The 15,317-nt window shown below is 59.6% G+C and carries 18 protein-coding genes; 14 read left to right on the forward strand and 4 right to left on the reverse strand.

The features are described 5' to 3' along the window. Positions 1–12 precede the first annotated feature (12 nt). On the reverse strand, positions 13–561 hold the full coding sequence (locus tag AOA61_RS22200; protein WP_032890771.1) for an NUDIX hydrolase: 549 nt from the start codon (positions 559–561) through the stop codon (positions 13–15). Positions 562–707: 146 nt separating this feature from the next. On the opposite strand from AOA61_RS22200, the gene AOA61_RS22205 reads away from it, so the two are divergent. From AOA61_RS22205 to purT, 5 genes are all read left to right on the forward strand, one after another. Further along, complete coding sequence (locus AOA61_RS22205; protein WP_032890773.1) at positions 708–1,310, forward strand: CoA pyrophosphatase; 603 nt, start codon at positions 708–710, stop codon at positions 1,308–1,310. A 35-nt stretch (positions 1,311–1,345) separates the two neighbouring features. Continuing rightward, positions 1,346–1,870 (forward strand): gamma carbonic anhydrase family protein, encoded by a 525-nt coding sequence (locus AOA61_RS22210; protein WP_032890775.1) that lies wholly within the window; start codon positions 1,346–1,348, stop codon positions 1,868–1,870. Next, positions 1,867–2,082, forward strand: a complete 216-nt coding sequence (locus AOA61_RS22215) for a DUF1289 domain-containing protein (protein ID WP_032890777.1) — start codon at positions 1,867–1,869, stop codon at positions 2,080–2,082. The genes AOA61_RS22210 and AOA61_RS22215 overlap by 4 nt, the downstream gene beginning before the upstream one ends. A 165-nt stretch (positions 2,083–2,247) precedes the next feature. After that, a complete protein-coding gene (locus tag AOA61_RS22220; RefSeq protein WP_032890779.1) occupies positions 2,248–2,715 on the forward strand; it encodes a VUT family protein in 468 nt (155 codons plus the stop codon). A 69-nt stretch (positions 2,716–2,784) separates the two neighbouring features. Further along, the gene (gene purT, locus AOA61_RS22225; RefSeq protein ID WP_003193969.1) at positions 2,785–3,966 is read left to right on the forward strand and encodes a formate-dependent phosphoribosylglycinamide formyltransferase; all 1,182 of its coding nucleotides are present in this window, start codon (positions 2,785–2,787) and stop codon (positions 3,964–3,966) included. Positions 3,967–4,093: 127 nt separating this feature from the next. Here purT and AOA61_RS22230 read toward each other — a convergent pair whose 3' ends face one another. From AOA61_RS22230 to AOA61_RS22240, 3 genes are all read right to left on the reverse strand, one after another. Beyond that, a complete protein-coding gene (locus AOA61_RS22230) occupies positions 4,094–5,404 on the reverse strand; it encodes an MFS transporter (protein ID WP_099602733.1) in 1,311 nt (436 codons plus the stop codon). Between the two features lie 222 nt (positions 5,405–5,626). Next, positions 5,627–6,865, reverse strand: coding sequence for a transporter associated domain-containing protein (locus AOA61_RS22235; protein WP_099602734.1), 1,239 nt, complete (start codon positions 6,863–6,865; stop codon positions 5,627–5,629). Positions 6,866–6,877: 12 nt separating this feature from the next. Continuing rightward, the gene (locus tag AOA61_RS22240) at positions 6,878–7,681 is read right to left on the reverse strand and encodes an inner membrane protein YpjD (RefSeq protein WP_177326461.1); all 804 of its coding nucleotides are present in this window, start codon (positions 7,679–7,681) and stop codon (positions 6,878–6,880) included. Positions 7,682–7,923: 242 nt separating this feature from the next. Here AOA61_RS22240 and ffh point away from each other — a divergent pair, with 242 nt between their 5' ends. From ffh to AOA61_RS22285, 9 genes are all read left to right on the forward strand, one after another. After that, entirely contained in the window at positions 7,924–9,300 is a 1,377-nt protein-coding gene (gene ffh / locus AOA61_RS22245; RefSeq protein WP_003193965.1) for a signal recognition particle protein, read from the forward strand. A gap of 250 nt (positions 9,301–9,550) precedes the next feature. Next, positions 9,551–9,802, forward strand: a complete 252-nt coding sequence (rpsP, locus tag AOA61_RS22250) for a 30S ribosomal protein S16 (RefSeq protein ID WP_003175899.1) — start codon at positions 9,551–9,553, stop codon at positions 9,800–9,802. Between the two features lie 5 nt (positions 9,803–9,807). After that, complete coding sequence (gene rimM / locus AOA61_RS22255; RefSeq protein WP_053135622.1) at positions 9,808–10,344, forward strand: ribosome maturation factor RimM; 537 nt, start codon at positions 9,808–9,810, stop codon at positions 10,342–10,344. Next, positions 10,326–11,099: a tRNA (guanosine(37)-N1)-methyltransferase TrmD gene (gene trmD, locus AOA61_RS22260; RefSeq protein ID WP_024077235.1), complete on the forward strand. Its 774-nt coding sequence runs from the start codon at positions 10,326–10,328 to the stop codon at positions 11,097–11,099. Before rimM ends, trmD begins: the two co-directional genes overlap by 19 nt. Before the next feature lie 45 nt (positions 11,100–11,144). After that, a complete protein-coding gene (gene rplS / locus AOA61_RS22265) occupies positions 11,145–11,495 on the forward strand; it encodes a 50S ribosomal protein L19 (protein ID WP_003175895.1) in 351 nt (116 codons plus the stop codon). 82 nt (positions 11,496–11,577) lie between these two features. Next, the gene (locus AOA61_RS22270; RefSeq protein WP_032890787.1) at positions 11,578–11,991 is read left to right on the forward strand and encodes an acyl-CoA thioesterase; all 414 of its coding nucleotides are present in this window, start codon (positions 11,578–11,580) and stop codon (positions 11,989–11,991) included. Between the two features lie 78 nt (positions 11,992–12,069). Further along, the gene (xerD, locus tag AOA61_RS22275) at positions 12,070–12,966 is read left to right on the forward strand and encodes a site-specific tyrosine recombinase XerD (RefSeq protein WP_032890789.1); all 897 of its coding nucleotides are present in this window, start codon (positions 12,070–12,072) and stop codon (positions 12,964–12,966) included. Between the two features lie 144 nt (positions 12,967–13,110). Further along, complete coding sequence (locus AOA61_RS22280; RefSeq protein WP_003175893.1) at positions 13,111–13,842, forward strand: thioredoxin fold domain-containing protein; 732 nt, start codon at positions 13,111–13,113, stop codon at positions 13,840–13,842. A 129-nt stretch (positions 13,843–13,971) separates the two neighbouring features. Continuing rightward, positions 13,972–15,276, forward strand: a complete 1,305-nt coding sequence (locus AOA61_RS22285; RefSeq protein ID WP_032890791.1) for a homoserine dehydrogenase — start codon at positions 13,972–13,974, stop codon at positions 15,274–15,276. Positions 15,277–15,317 lie beyond the last annotated feature (41 nt).

The raw sequence follows: 15,317 nt of genomic DNA on the forward strand, positions 1-15,317 counted from the left end.
GATGCCGGATTATTATTGGGCGGGCTTGCCCATCGGCGGCACAGCCTCGCTGCGCACCGGGTAGGACTCAAGTCTGCGGTCAGCGAAAAAGCATTCTAAGGTACGTCCCACCGTGCGGAAAGCCAGCTCGGACCAAGGGATGTCGGCTTCGTCAAACAACTGCACTTCAAGGCTTTCGGGGCCTGCGGCGAAGTCCAGGTCGACCAGTTCGGCGCGGTAGAAGATATGCACCTGGTTGATGTGCGGCACATCGATCAGGGTGTAAATCGCCAGGTTGCGCACGCGTGCGCAGGCTTCTTCCTGGGTTTCGCGCGTGGCGGCCTGCTCGACGGTCTCGCCGTTTTCCATAAAGCCCGCGGGCAGGGTCCAGTAGCCCAGGCGCGGTTCGATGGCGCGTCGGCACAGCAGCACTTTATCGCCCCACACCGGCACGGTCCCGGCGACGATATTGGGGTTCTGATAGTGAATGGTCGAGCAGTGATCACACACAAAACGCAGGCGCCCGTCGCCTTCGGGAATGCGTTGGGTGACCGGTTTACCGCACTGGCTGCAGAATTTCATGCTGGGGTTCCTGGAAAGTGCGCCTATCTTGGCGTGGCGGGCAGGGGCCTGCAAGTTGTCGTTTAGCGACACCCGCCGGGTTTTGGGGTTGGGCGCCCGCACGCTTTGGTGCATGATGCATGGTAGCCAACAGACCGAGATGACTCATGCTGGACGAGCTACTTCGCCGGGTAAGCAACCACACCCCCCACACGCTGGAAACCGACGGGCGTTTCCCCGAGGCTGCGGTGCTGGTGCCGATTACCCGCAGTGATGAACCCGAGCTGATCCTGACCTTACGCGCCAGCGGCCTGTCGACCCACGGTGGCGAAGTGGCGTTTCCCGGCGGTCGTCGCGACCCCGAAGACCCGGACCTGATTTTCACCGCCCTGCGTGAGGCCGAAGAGGAAATCGGCCTGCCGCCTGGCTTGGTCGAAGTGATCGGCCCGTTGAGCCCCCTGATCTCCCTGCATGGTATTCGCGTCACACCTTATGTCGGCGTGGTCCCTGATTACGTCGAATACCTGGCCAATGATGCAGAGATTGCCGCCGTTTTCAGCGTTCCCCTAGACTTTTTCCGGCAGGATCCGCGCGAACATACCCACAGAATCGATTACCAGGGCCGCAGTTGGTATGTGCCCAGCTATCGGTTTGGCGAATACAAGATTTGGGGGCTGACGGCGATCATGATCGTCGAGTTGATTAACCTGCTCTATGACGACGCCCAGATCAGCCTGCACCAGCCACCCAAGAGCTTCATCAATATCTAAGCCATCGTTTGAATGGCAAGCCGTGAGGACACACCATGAAATACCGCCTGGGCGATGCCCGCGTCGAGACGCATCCCAACAGCTGGGTGGCGCCGAACGCCACGCTGGTGGGCAAGGTCAAGCTGGAAGAGGGCGCCAACGTCTGGTTCAACGCGGTATTGCGTGGCGACAACGAACTGATCCTGATCGGCAAGAACAGTAATGTGCAGGACGGCAGCGTGATGCACACCGATATGGGCTATCCGCTGACTCTGGGCACGGGCGTGACCATCGGCCATAACGCCATGCTGCACGGCTGCACCGTGGACGATTACAGTCTGATCGGCATCAATGCAGTGATCCTCAACGGCGCGAAAATCGGCAAGCACTGCATCATTGGCGCTAACTCGCTGATTGGCGAAGGCAAGGAAATTCCCGATGGCTCGCTGGTCATGGGCTCGCCGGGCAAAGTGGTGCGTGAGTTGACCGACGCCCAGAAGCGCATGCTCGAAGCCAGCGCCGCCCACTATGTGCATAACTCACAGCGCTATGCCCGCGACCTGGCTGAGCAGCAAGAATGAACCCGATTGAACGCCCCGTTGGCTCGCCGTGCGTGAGCATTTGCGCGCTGGATGATGACGACATCTGCACCGGCTGCCAGCGCACCGTGGATGAAATCACGCGCTGGAGCCGCATGGACAACGCCGAACGCCGGGTGGTGTTGGGCTTGTGCCACGAGCGAGCGGTGGCGGCTGGGCTGGTGTTTATGGCTTCTGGTAAATCCGGCGCCTGATAGATCGCCATCAGGGGCAAGCCCCCTCCCACACTTAACCGCGTTTAATCTGTAGGAATACGGTCAAAAATGTGGGAGGGGGCTTGCCCCCGATGAGGCCCTCCCAGACGACATATTTCAAAATGTGAAGTACCCTGTGCCCCTTGTTCACAGGTCTCTCGCCCCATGCTCTTCCTGATCGCCTACATCAGCAGCGTCGTGCTGATCAACTTCGCTTTCTCCACCGCCCCGCACCTTGACGTGATCTGGTCCGCCTGGGGTGGCCTGGTATTTATTCTGCGCGACATGGTGCAAACCCGCTTCGGCCACGGTGCGATCATCGCCATGTTGGCGGCGCTGGTACTGTCCTATGTCACTTCCGACCCTGCCATTGCCCTGGCCAGTGCCACGGCATTCGCGGTGTCCGAATGCATCGACTGGCTGGTGTTCAGCATCACCAAGCGCCCGCTCCACGATCGCCTGTGGATAAGTTCGGCGCTGAGCATTCCCCTCGACACGTTTATCTTCTTCGGCCTGATCGGCGCGCTGACGCCGGCGGTGGTGGGTACGGCCTTGGCATCGAAATTCGCCGGGGTCACGGTGGTGTGGCTGATCATGGCCTGGCGTATCCGCAAGCGGGCCGTCGCCAACTGAGGCCAATTTTTACAGTTCATGTAAAATGCCGGCCTTTCTCCCCATGATCCGCTCCCCTGAGGACCTGAGATGACCCGAATCGGAACTCCATTGTCGCCAACCGCGACCCGCGTTTTGCTGTGTGGCTGCGGTGAGCTGGGCAAGGAAGTGGTGATCGAACTGCAACGCCTGGGCGTTGAAGTGATTGCCGTGGATCGCTACGCCAATGCGCCGGCCATGCAGGTTGCCCACCGTAGCCATGTGATCAACATGCTCGACGGCGCCGCCCTGCGTGCGGTGATCGAAGCGGAAAAACCGCACTTCATCGTGCCGGAAATCGAAGCCATCGCCACCGCTACCCTGGTGGAGCTGGAAGCCGAAGGCTTCACCGTGATCCCGACCGCGCGCGCCACGTCGCTGACCATGAACCGCGAAGGTATCCGTCGCCTGGCCGCCGAAGAACTGGACCTGCCGACCTCGCCGTACCACTTCGCCGACACCTTTGAAGACTACAGCAAGGCTGTCCAGGATCTGGGCTTCCCGTGCGTGGTCAAGCCCGTGATGAGTTCGTCGGGCAAAGGCCAGAGCTTGCTGCGCAGCGCTGACGATGTGCAGAAGGCCTGGGATTACGCCCAGGAAGGCGGGCGGGCTGGCAAAGGCCGCGTGATCATCGAAGGTTTTATCGACTTCGACTACGAAATCACCTTGCTGACCGTGCGCCATATCGGCGGCACCACCTTCTGCGCGCCAGTCGGCCACCGTCAGGAGAAGGGCGACTATCAGGAATCCTGGCAGCCACAGGCCATGAGCCCGGTTGCCCTGGCGGAATCCGAGCGCGTTGCCAAAGCCGTGACCGAAGCCTTGGGTGGCCGTGGTCTGTTTGGCGTGGAGCTGTTCATTAAGGGCGATCAGGTGTGGTTCAGCGAAGTGTCGCCGCGCCCGCACGACACGGGTCTGGTGACCTTGATTTCCCAGGATCTATCGCAGTTTGCCCTGCACGCGCGCGCCATTCTGGGCTTGCCAATCCCGTTGATTCGCCAGTTCGGGCCTTCGGCCTCGGCGGTGATTCTGGTGGAAGGGCAGTCGACCCAGACCGCATTTGCCAACCTCGGCGCTGCACTGAGCGAGCCGGACACCGCGTTGCGTCTGTTTGGTAAGCCAGAAGTGAATGGCCAGCGCCGCATGGGCGTGGCGTTGGCGCGGGATGAGTCGATTGAAGCGGCTCGGGCCAAGGCAACCCGTGCTTCCCAAGCCGTTGTCGTAGAGCTCTAAAAGCATCGGGGGCAAATCGAATCTTCGCACCGCCCCTCACACACTTGACCGCGTTTAATCTGTAGAAATGCGCTCAAAATGTGGGAGGGGCGGTGCGACGATTCGACTTGCCGCCGATAGCGGTCTATCAGGCAACCTTGTTCAAATCATTATCCCGCGTCTCTTTCAGGCACAGCACAGCAATCAAGCTGAGCAACGCTGCCGCCGACACATACCCGCCGACATAACTGAGCCCGCCCATCGCCACCAGCTTGGTTGCGAAAAACGGTGCCGCCGAAGCGCCCACAATTCCACCCAAGTTATACGCCGCCGAAGCGCCGGTATAACGCACGCGGGTTGGGAATAGCTCTGGCAGCAGGGCGCCCATCGGTGCGAAGGTCACACCCATCAGGAACAGCTCCAGCGCCAGGAACAGTGCTACGGCCCAGGTCGAACCGTGAGTCAGCAGTGGCTCCATGGTGAAGCCGGACAGGATCGCCAGGACTGCGCCGACGATCAGCACCGGCTTGCGCCCGTACCGATCACTGGCCAAGGCAGCCAACGGTGTGGCCAAACCCATGAACAGCACCGCGAAGCACAGCAGGCCAAGGAACGTCTCGCGGCTGTAGCCCAAGGTCGACACGCCGTAGCTCAGGGAGAACGCCGTAGTGATATAGAACAGCGCATAGCACACCACCATCGATGCGGCGCCCAGCAGCACCGGCAGCCAATGCTGGCTGAACAATTCCACCAGCGGCACTTTTACCGGTTTTTCCTTGGCCACGGCGTTGGCGAACACCGGGGTTTCATGCAATTTCAACCGCGCGTACAGGCCGACCATCACCAGCGCGGCGCTGAGGATGAACGGGATGCGCCAGCCCCAGCTACGGAATTGCTCGTCGTTGAGGCTCATGGCCAGGATCAGGAACAAGCCGTTTGCGGCCAGGAAGCCGATCGATGGGCCAAGCTGCGGGAACATGCCGAACCAGGCGCGTTTGCCCTTTGGCGCATTCTCGGTAGCCAGCAGCGCCGCGCCGCCCCATTCCCCTCCCAGGCCAAGGCCCTGGCCGAAACGCAGCACGCACAACAGAATCGGCGCCCAGGCCCCGATGCTGTCATAGCCGGGCAGCAAACCGATCAACGTGGTGCACACGCCCATCAGCAGCAGTGAAGCCACCAGCGTCGACTTGCGGCCGATACGGTCGCCAAAGTGGCCGAACAGCGCTGAACCCAGTGGGCGGGCGATAAAGGCGATACCGAAGGTCAGGAATGACGCCAGCATCTGCGCGGTGCCGGAGGTTTGCGGGAAGAATACCGGGCCGATCACCAGGGCAGCGGCGGTGGCGTAGATATAGAAGTCGTAGAACTCGATGGCGGTACCGACGATGCTCGCGGTGGCGACTCGTGCAGTCGAGTTGGTCGGGGCGGCGGTCACAGCCTCGTTATAGGTGGTGCTCATTGAGTTATCCCTGACAGTCATTGCGCGTTTGGACGCGGATTATTATTGGTCGAACACCCCTGGATCAGGGTTGTGCGCGGGGCGGCTCGGGATGGGAGCGTACACCGGTCAGACAGGATGCTGCGGTGCCTGGACGCGCTCAGTGCGGATAGCACACGGTCGGGCGGGGCTTGGGTAAGCCGACCCGATTATAGGAAGGGGGTTGCGCATCGAACAAGCGGATTAAACGGCCACCGGCACTCGACTGGTGTGCCAGATCAGTACCTTGCTCACCCGGTTGTCCTCGGTTTCGAGGATTTCCAGGCGGTAGCGGCCGATCTTCAGGCACACCGCGCAATCCGGAATGGTCTCCAGGGCTTCGGTCACCAGGCCGTTGAGCGTCTTGGGGCCGTCGCTTGGCAGGTGCCATCCCAGGCTCTTGTTCAGTTCGCGGATCGAAGCGGCGCCATCAATGATGTAGCGGCCATCGGGCTGCGCTTCGATATGCGGGTTGTCCGTACCTTGTTCACTTTCGAACTCTCCGACGATTTCTTCGAGGATGTCTTCCAGGGTAACGATGCCCAGCACTTCGCCATATTCATCCACCACCATGCCCAAGCGCCGCTGCTGTTTGTGGAAGTTCAGCAGTTGCAGCTGGAGGGGCGTGCTTTCCGGAACGAAGTAGGGTTCGTAGGAGGCTTCGAGCAAGGCTTCCTTGGTCAGGCTGGCGTCCGGCAGCAGATGCTGGATCAGTCGGGTGTTCAGTACGGCTTCGACCTGATTGATGTCACTGTGGAACACCGGCAGGCGAGTGCGCGGGGAGGTGCGCAGTTGCTCGATGATTTCTTCGATCGAGTCATCCAGGTTGATACCGTCCACTTCGCTGCGGGGTACCAGGATGTCATTGACGGTGATGTTGTCCAAGGCGTGGATGCCCGGCATGCGAGGGGTGCGGCTGTCGTCGGCCTCGGGCTGCGGCTCATCGTCGTGGTCGGGCTGTGGCTCGTCGCTGTTTTTCACCACGCCGGGCTTTCGGGCAAACGGGCGTAGCAGCAACAGGCTGATGCCATTGAGCAGCCAGGCGGCGGGATAGAGGATTTTCAATGGCACGCCCAGCAGCGTGTTGCCGAAGCCCAGCACCGCTTGCGGATGGCGGGTTGCCAAGGCGCGTGGCAGGTAGTCGGCCAGGATCAGTAGAACAGCGCAGGAGATCAGCCAGCCGAGCCACGGGCCGTTCTGTGCCCAGGCATAAATCGCCAGCAGGGTGCAGAGGATTACCACGGCCGCACGGCACAGGCTGTTGCACAGGATCAGGCTGTGGCGCGGGAAACTCAGGCGGGCGGCAGCCTTGTCGCCCTGACGTGTACCGGGGCGCAGGGCCAGCAGGTGTTGTTGTGCGGCTTCGATGGCGGTAAACAGCGCCGCCCATAACACCAGCAAGGCGATTACCGCGAGCATCGGCCCAAGGGGCAAGTTGTCCATGATTGCTGCCCGTCAAATATGCAGGATGTATTCGCGAACCAGCTTGCTGCCGAAATAGGCCAGCATCAGCAGGCAGAAACCGGCCAGGGTCCAGCGGATCGCCTTGTGCCCGCGCCAGCCGAGGCGATTGCGGCCCCACAGCAACACGCTGAACACCACCCAGGCCAGGCACGCCAGCAGGGTCTTGTGCACCAGGTGCTGGGCAAACAGGTTCTCGACAAACAACCAGCCGGAGATAAGCGACAGCGAGAGCAACGTCCAGCCGGCCCATAGGAAACCGAATAGCAGGCTTTCCATGGTTTGCAGCGGAGGGAAGTTCTTGATCAGGCCGGAGGGGTGCTTGTGCTTGAGCTGGTGATCCTGCAGGAGCAGGAGCAGGGCCTGGAACACCGCGATGGTGAACATGCCGTAGGCCAGGATCGACAGCAGGATATGGGCGAGGATACCGGGTTCTTCGTCAATCACCTGCACCGTGCCGGTGGGCGCGAACTGCGCCAGTAGCACCGTCAGTACGCCCAGGGGGAAGAGCAGGACCAGCAGGTTCTCAACGGGGATCCGGTAGCAGGCCAGCAGCGTCAGCGCGATGACCGCTGCAGCGATCAGGCTGGCGGCACTGAAAAAGTCCAGGCCCAAGCCGACCGGCGTCATCAGGTGGGTGAACAGGCTCGCGGCATGAGCCAGCAGGGCGAGTACACCCAGGCCGACCAGCAGGCGTTTGTCCGCCTTGGTGCCTTGGGCAAGACGAGTGCCCTGATAGAAGGTCGCAGCGGCATATAAGAGGGCGGCGGCGAGACTGGGTAGCAAACTGGGTGACAAGGGGACCATAAATCCTGATAGACAAGCCCGAAAGGCGCTGAGTTTGGCATACACCTGCGTTCCACGAAAGACTCCCGGACCAGACAGCGGGTGTGCATGGGCGCAGTCTTCGCTATAATCCGCGACCTGCCCACGCCGCAGGCTCGCCGAGCGCTGTTTTTAATAGCGATTTACCACAGCCTGGGCCGCCATTACCTCGGTCTACAATGCATTTCGATGAATAGGGCCTGAAAGGATCGCGCATGTTTGAAAACCTGACTGACCGTCTCTCGCAGACGCTGCGCCACGTAACCGGCAAGGCCAAGCTGACCGAGGACAATATTAAAGACACCCTGCGTGAAGTACGCATGGCGTTGCTGGAAGCCGACGTGGCCTTGCCTGTGGTCAAGGACTTCGTCAACTCGGTCAAGGAGCGTGCGGTCGGCACTGAAGTGTCCCGCAGCCTGACCCCGGGCCAGGCCTTTGTGAAGATCGTCCAGGCCGAACTCGAAAGCCTGATGGGCGCCGCCAACGAAGATTTGAACCTCAGCGCCGTGCCACCGGCCGTCGTGCTGATGGCCGGTCTGCAAGGTGCGGGTAAAACCACCACCGCCGGCAAGCTGGCGCGCTTCCTTAAAGAGCGCAAGAAGAAGTCGGTAATGGTTGTGTCGGCCGACGTGTACCGTCCGGCGGCCATCAAACAGTTGGAAATGCTGGCGGGCGAAGTGGGCGTAACCTTCTTCCCGTCCGATCTGAGCCAGAAGCCGGTCGACATTGCCAACGCAGCTATTAAAGAGGCCAAGCTCAAGTTCATTGATGTCGTGATCGTCGATACCGCCGGTCGCCTGCACATTGATGAAGAGATGATGGGCGAGATCAAGGCGCTGCATGCCGCGATCAATCCGGTCGAGACACTGTTCGTGGTCGACGCCATGACCGGCCAGGATGCGGCTAACACCGCCAAGGCTTTCGGTGATGCGCTGCCGCTGACCGGCGTGATCCTGACCAAGGTCGATGGCGACGCCCGTGGCGGTGCTGCGCTGTCGGTACGCGCCATTACCGGCAAGCCGATCAAGTTCATCGGTATGGGTGAGAAGAGTGAAGCGCTCGAACCGTTCCACCCTGAGCGTATCGCCTCGCGTATCCTCGGCATGGGTGATGTGCTCAGCCTGATCGAACAGGCCGAAGCCACCCTCGACAAGGACAAGGCCGATAAACTGGCCAAGAAGCTGAAGAAGGGCAAGGGCTTCGACCTCGAAGACTTCCGCGACCAGCTGCAACAAATGAAGAACATGGGCGGCCTCGGCGGCCTGATGGACAAGCTGCCGAACATCGGCGGTGTGAACCTGGCGCAAATGGGCAATGCCCAAGGCGCGGCAGAGAAGCAGTTCAAGCAGATGGAAGCCATCATCAACTCCATGACCCCGGCCGAGCGCCGCGATCCTGAGCTGATCAGCGGTTCGCGCAAGCGTCGGATCGCCATGGGTTCCGGCACCCAGGTGCAGGACATCGGTCGCTTGATCAAGCAGCACAAGCAGATGCAGAAGATGATGAAGAAATTCTCCGCCAAAGGCGGAATGGCCAAGATGATGCGCGGCATGGGCGGTATGTTGCCCGGCGGCGGCATGCCGAAAATGTAAAGAATTCGAGCGCAAGTTTGCTTGCGCTCCGACCCACAGGGATGTGGGATCTCCAGCAAACCCGCCGTTGGCGGGGGCTGACCTGCCGTTTTAAACGACGGCTCTATAGCAGATCTGAATGGCACGCTGATAGGCGCCAGAAAAAGACATTTGCAAAAGTCCGGATATTCCTTAGAATATGCGGCCTTTCGGGCACCTATGCCCGCTGTGCATTTAGATTTGCAGCACCGACTACAGGAACGATCTTCACATGCTAACAATCCGTCTTGCCCTCGGCGGCTCCAAAAAGCGCCCGTTTTACCACTTGACCGTAACCGACAGCCGCAACCCGCGCGACGGTTCGCACAAAGAACAGGTTGGTTTCTTCAACCCTGTTGCTCGTGGTCAAGAAGTTCGTCTGTCCGTGAACCAAGAGCGCGTAGCCTACTGGCTGAGCGTTGGCGCACAGCCATCCGAGCGCGTTGCAAAACTGTTGAAGGACTCGGCTAAGGCCGCAGCCTGAGCAATATGAACGCGACGCCAGCTGTTGCTGATGATTTGATCGTTATCGGCAAGATTTATTCTGTTCATGGCGTTCGCGGCGAAGTGAAGGTGTATTCCTTTACTGATCCGACAGAAAACCTGTTGCAGTACAAAACCTGGACGCTCAAGCGCGAAGGTAGTGTGAAACAGGTCGAGCTGGTCAGTGGGCGTGGGAGCGATAAGTTCCTGGTCGCGAAGCTCAAGGGTCTTGATGATCGTGAAGAAGCTCGTCTTCTGGCTGGTTATGAGATCTGCGTGCCGCGCAACCTGTTCCCTGAATTGACCGACGGCGAGTACTACTGGTACCAGCTGGAAGGTCTGAAGGTTATTGATCAACTCGGGCAATTGTTCGGGAAAATCGATCATCTTCTGGAAACCGGCGCCAATGATGTAATGGTGGTCAAGCCTTGTGCTGGCAGCCTGGATGATCGCGAACGCTTGTTGCCCTATACGGAGCAATGCGTGTTGGCTGTTGACCTGGCAGCGGGCGAGATGAAGGTGGAATGGGACGCGGACTTCTAAGCGTGGCTAATTTGCGCATTGAAGTGATCAGTTTGTTTCCCGAGATGTTCTCCGCCATCAGCGAGTACGGCATCACCAGTCGGGCGGTGAAACAGGGGCTGTTGCAGCTCACCTGTTGGAACCCGCGAGACTACACGACGGATCGACATCACACTGTGGACGATCGCCCATTTGGCGGTGGCCCGGGCATGGTGATGAAGATCAAGCCCCTGGAAGACGCGTTGGTTCAGGCCAAGGCAGCTGCTGGGGAGAAGGCGAAGGTAATTTACCTGTCCCCTCAAGGCCGTCAGCTGAAACAGGCGGCGGTACGCGAACTGGCGAATGAGGAAGCATTAATCCTGATTGCCGGTCGCTATGAAGGCATTGACGAGCGCTTTATTGAGGCTCATGTCGATGAAGAGTGGTCGATTGGGGACTATGTCCTGTCTGGCGGCGAGCTGCCGGCGATGGTCCTGATAGATGCGGTTACACGACTGCTGCCTGGAGCTTTAGGGCATGCGGACTCCGCGGAGGAAGATTCCTTCACGGATGGTTTGCTGGATTGCCCGCACTACACCCGTCCGGAGGTGTATGCGGATCAGCGTGTTCCCGACGTATTGCTAAGTGGCAATCACGCACACATCCGGCGTTGGCGTTTACAGCAGTCCCTTGGTCGGACCTATGAACGACGCGCCGATCTTCTGGAAAGCCGCTCGCTTTCTGGAGAAGAGAAGAAGCTGCTCGAGGAATACATCCTCGCGCGGGACGATAGTTAACAACGTATCGATGGTAGGTCCATTGACTTACCTTAGGAGCACAGCATGACTAACAAAATCATCCTTGCACTCGAAGCAGAGCAGATGACCAAAGAGATCCCTACCTTTGCCCCGGGCGACACTATTGTCGTTCAGGTGAAAGTGAAGGAAGGCGACCGTTCGCGTCTGCAAGCGTTCGAAGGCGTGGTAATCGCCAAGCGTAACCGTGGTGTGAACAGTGCTTTCACTGTTCGTAAAATCTCCAACGGTGTTGGCGTAGAGCGTACTTTCCAGACCTACAGCCCGCAAATCGACAGCATGGCCGTTAAGCGTCGCGGTGACGTACGTAAAGCCAAGCTGTACTACCTGCGTGACCTGTCCGGTAAAGCAGCTCGCATCAAGGAAAAACTGGCTTAAGTCCAGCTTTCCGATGCAGAAAAAAGCAGCCTACGGGCTGCTTTTTTGTGCCTGAAATTTGTCCATTTTCCGGTATTTGCCCATGACTACTCGCCTCGAAGAAATTCAGCGCCGTACTGACCTCTCTGTCACCCATGTGACCAAGGCTGTATTCCCGCCGACGACCAACCACCACAACACCTTGTTCGGCGGCACTGCACTGGCCTGGATGGATGAAGTATCGTTCATCACCGCCACGCGTTTTTGCCGTTTGCCGTTGGTGACGGTTTCTACCGACCGCATCGACTTCAATCATGCGATCCCGGCGGGTTCCATCGTTGAGCTGATCGGCCGTGTGATCAAGGTCGGCAACACCAGTCTCAAGGTTGAGGTTGAAGTGTTCGTCGAGAGCATGAGTGCCGATGGACGTGAAAAGGCGATCCAGGGCGTGTTCAGCTTTGTCGCGATTGATGCGGACAAGCGCCCAGTACCTGTGCTGCCGGGATTTGCAAACTGAAACATCCTTTTGTAGGAGCCGGCAAGCCGACTTCTACATGCGGTAGCATCCCCCTATTCTTTTCTGCTTCGAGCCCTCATGCCTGCTATCGACCACCCCCTGATCGACCGCTTCCTCGACGCCCTCTGGCTGGAAAAAGGCCTTTCGGATAACACTCGCCAGGCTTACCGCAGTGACCTGGCGCTGTTCAACGGCTGGCTGCAGGAGAATAACCTTGAGCTGGTCAGCGCTGGCCGTGAGCTGATCCTCGATCACTTGGCCTGGCGCCTGGATCAGAATTACAAGCCGCGCTCCACTGCACGTTTTCTATCTGGTGTACGTGGCTTTTATCGCTATCTGCTGCGAGAAAAGCTGATTGCCCTGGACCCGACCTTGCAGGTCGACATGCCGCAACTGGGCAGGCCATTGCCCAAATCCCTATCGGAAGCCGACGTCGACGCCTTGCTCGCCGCCCCTGACCTGAGCGAAGCCATCGGCCAGCGTGACCGCGCGATGCTCGAAGTGTTGTACGCATGCGGGCTGCGGGTTACCGAGCTGATCAGCCTGACCCTGGAGCAGGTTAACCTGCGTCAGGGCGTGCTGCGTGTGATGGGCAAGGGCAGTAAGGAGCGGCTGGTGCCGATGGGGGAGGAGGCGATTGTGTGGGTCGAGCGTTATATGCGCGATGCCCGTGGCGAATTGCTCGGTGGGCGCCCCAGCGATGTGCTGTTTCCCAGCCTGCGCGGTGAGCAAATGACCCGCCAGACTTTCTGGCATCGCATCAAGCACCAGGCCAAGGTCGCCGGAATTGGCAAGAGCCTGTCTCCCCACACGCTACGCCATGCATTTGCCACCCATTTGCTCAACCACGGTGCGGATTTACGCGTGGTGCAAATGCTGCTCGGGCACAGCGACTTATCCACCACCCAGATCTACACCCATGTGGCGCGTGCGCGATTGCAGGATATGCACGCCAAGCACCACCCGCGAGGCTGAAAACCGCCAATTTATCCCGCCGCGGGCTGCCCTGCGGCCCAACTGTGGTAGGCTTTGTCGGTTAGCAAAGGTGACGGTCCCGACCCGTGTCTACAGAGACAGCGGTGTTCCTTCCCGTCCCTACATCTGCCTTCAGGAGTTCCCATGCGCTTGACCCAGATTATTGCCGCCGCAGCCATTGCGTTGGTTTCCACCTTTGCCGTCGCCGATGATGCTGCCGAGCAGACCATCCGCAAGAGCCTGGCCAACCTGCAACTTGATACCCCGATCGAAAGCATCAGCGCCAGCCCGATGGCCGGCCTGTATGAAGTCAAGCTCAAGGGTAGCCGCGTGTTGTACGCCAGTGCCGATGGCCAGTACATCGTCCAGGGTTACCTGTTCCAGTTGAAAGACGGCAAGCCGGTCAACCTGACTGAGAAAGCCGAGCGTCTGGGCGTGTCCAAATTGATCAATGGCATTCCGGTGGCCGAAACTGTGGTGTACCCGGCCATCGGCGAGACCAAGACTCACATTACCGTGTTTACGGACACCACCTGTCCGTACTGCCATAAGCTGCACGCCGAAGTGCCTGCGTTGAACAAGCTGGGTGTGGAAGTGCGCTACGTAGCGTTTCCGCGTCAGGGCCTGGGTTCGCCGGGTGACGAACAATTGCAGGCGGTCTGGTGCTCGGCCGACAAGAAAGCGGCCATGGACAAGATGGTCGACGGAAAGGAAATCAAGGCTGCCAAGTGCGCCAATCCGGTCTCCAAGCAGTTCGCATTGGGCCAGTCCATTGGCGTGAACGGTACACCGGCTATCGTTTTGGCTGACGGCCAGGTTATTCCGGGCTACCAGCCGGCGCCACAAGTTGCCAAACTGGCGCTGAGTGCCAAATAAACCAGCATCGTCGAACCTTTGACGATCATGGCTCGTTGATCAGTCGACGGGTCATTAATTGAAAGCCGCAGTTGTGCGGCTGTTTTCCACGGCCGACCTAGCGTCGGCCGTTTCATGGGGAGTTCTTCAGTGAAACCGGTCAAAGTAGGCATCTGTGGTTTAGGGACCGTCGGTGGCGGCACCTTCAACGTACTTCAGCGTAATGCTGAAGAAATTTCCCGCCGTGCAGGGCGCGGGATTGAAGTGGCGCAAATTGCCACGCGTTCGCCAAAGCCTCAGTTCGAAACGACCGGTATTGCGATTACCAACGATGTCTTCGCCGTGGCCACCAATCCGGAGATCGATATCGTCATCGAGCTGGTAGGCGGCTATACCGTTGCCCGTGAGCTGGTGCTCAAAGCCATCGAGAACGGCAAGCACGTGGTCACTGCCAACAAGGCGCTGATCGCCGTGCACGGCAACGAGATCTTCGCCAAGGCGCGTGAGAAGGGCGTGATCGTAGCGTTCGAAGCCGCAGTAGCCGGTGGTATCCCGGTGATCAAGGCGATCCGTGAAGGCTTGTCCGCCAACCGTATCAACTGGGTGGCCGGCATCATCAACGGCACCGGTAACTTCATTCTCACCGAAATGCGTGAGAAGGGCCGTACCTTCGAAGACGTGCTGGCAGAAGCCCAGGCTCTGGGTTACGCCGAAGCCGACCCGACTTTCGACGTGGAAGGGATCGACGCGGCCCACAAGCTGACCATCCTGGCGTCCATCGCCTTTGGTATCCCGCTGCAGTTCGACAAGGCCTACACCGAAGGCATCACCAAGCTGACCACGGCCGACGTGAACTACGCCGAAGCCCTGGGCTACCGCATCAAGCATCTTGGCGTAGCGCGCAGCACCCCGGCTGGTATCGAGCTGCGTGTGCACCCGACGCTGATCCCCGCCGATCGCCTGATCGCCAACGTCAACGGCGTGATGAACGCAGTGATGGTCAACGGTGACGCTGCGGGTTCCACGCTGTTCTACGGCGCCGGCGCTGGTATGGAGCCGACCGCTTCCTCGGTGATCGCCGACTTGGTAGACGTGGTTCGCGCCATGACCAGCGACCCGGAAAACCGCGTCCCGCACCTGGCCTTCCAGCCTGATTCACTGTCGGCCCACCCGATCCTGCCTATCGAAGCGTGCGAAAGTGCCTACTACCTGCGCATCCAGGCCAAGGATCATCCGGGCGTGTTGGCCCAGGTCGCCAGCATCCTGTCGGAGCGCGGTATCAACATCGAGTCGATCATGCAGAAGGAAGTCGAGGAGCAAAATGGCCAGGTGCCGATGATCCTGCTGACCCACCGCGTGCTTGAGCAGCACATCAACGACGCCATCACCGCGCTGGAAGCCTTGCAAGGCGTTGTCGGCCCGGTCGTTCGTATTCGTGTTGAACACCTGAACTAACCGATTGTTCCAGGGGCCCCGCGCGTTCGGCGGCCTCTGTT

Source organism: Pseudomonas sp. 2995-1 (assembly GCF_002742505.1).
GTDB lineage: Bacteria > Pseudomonadota > Gammaproteobacteria > Pseudomonadales > Pseudomonadaceae > Aquipseudomonas > Aquipseudomonas sivasensis.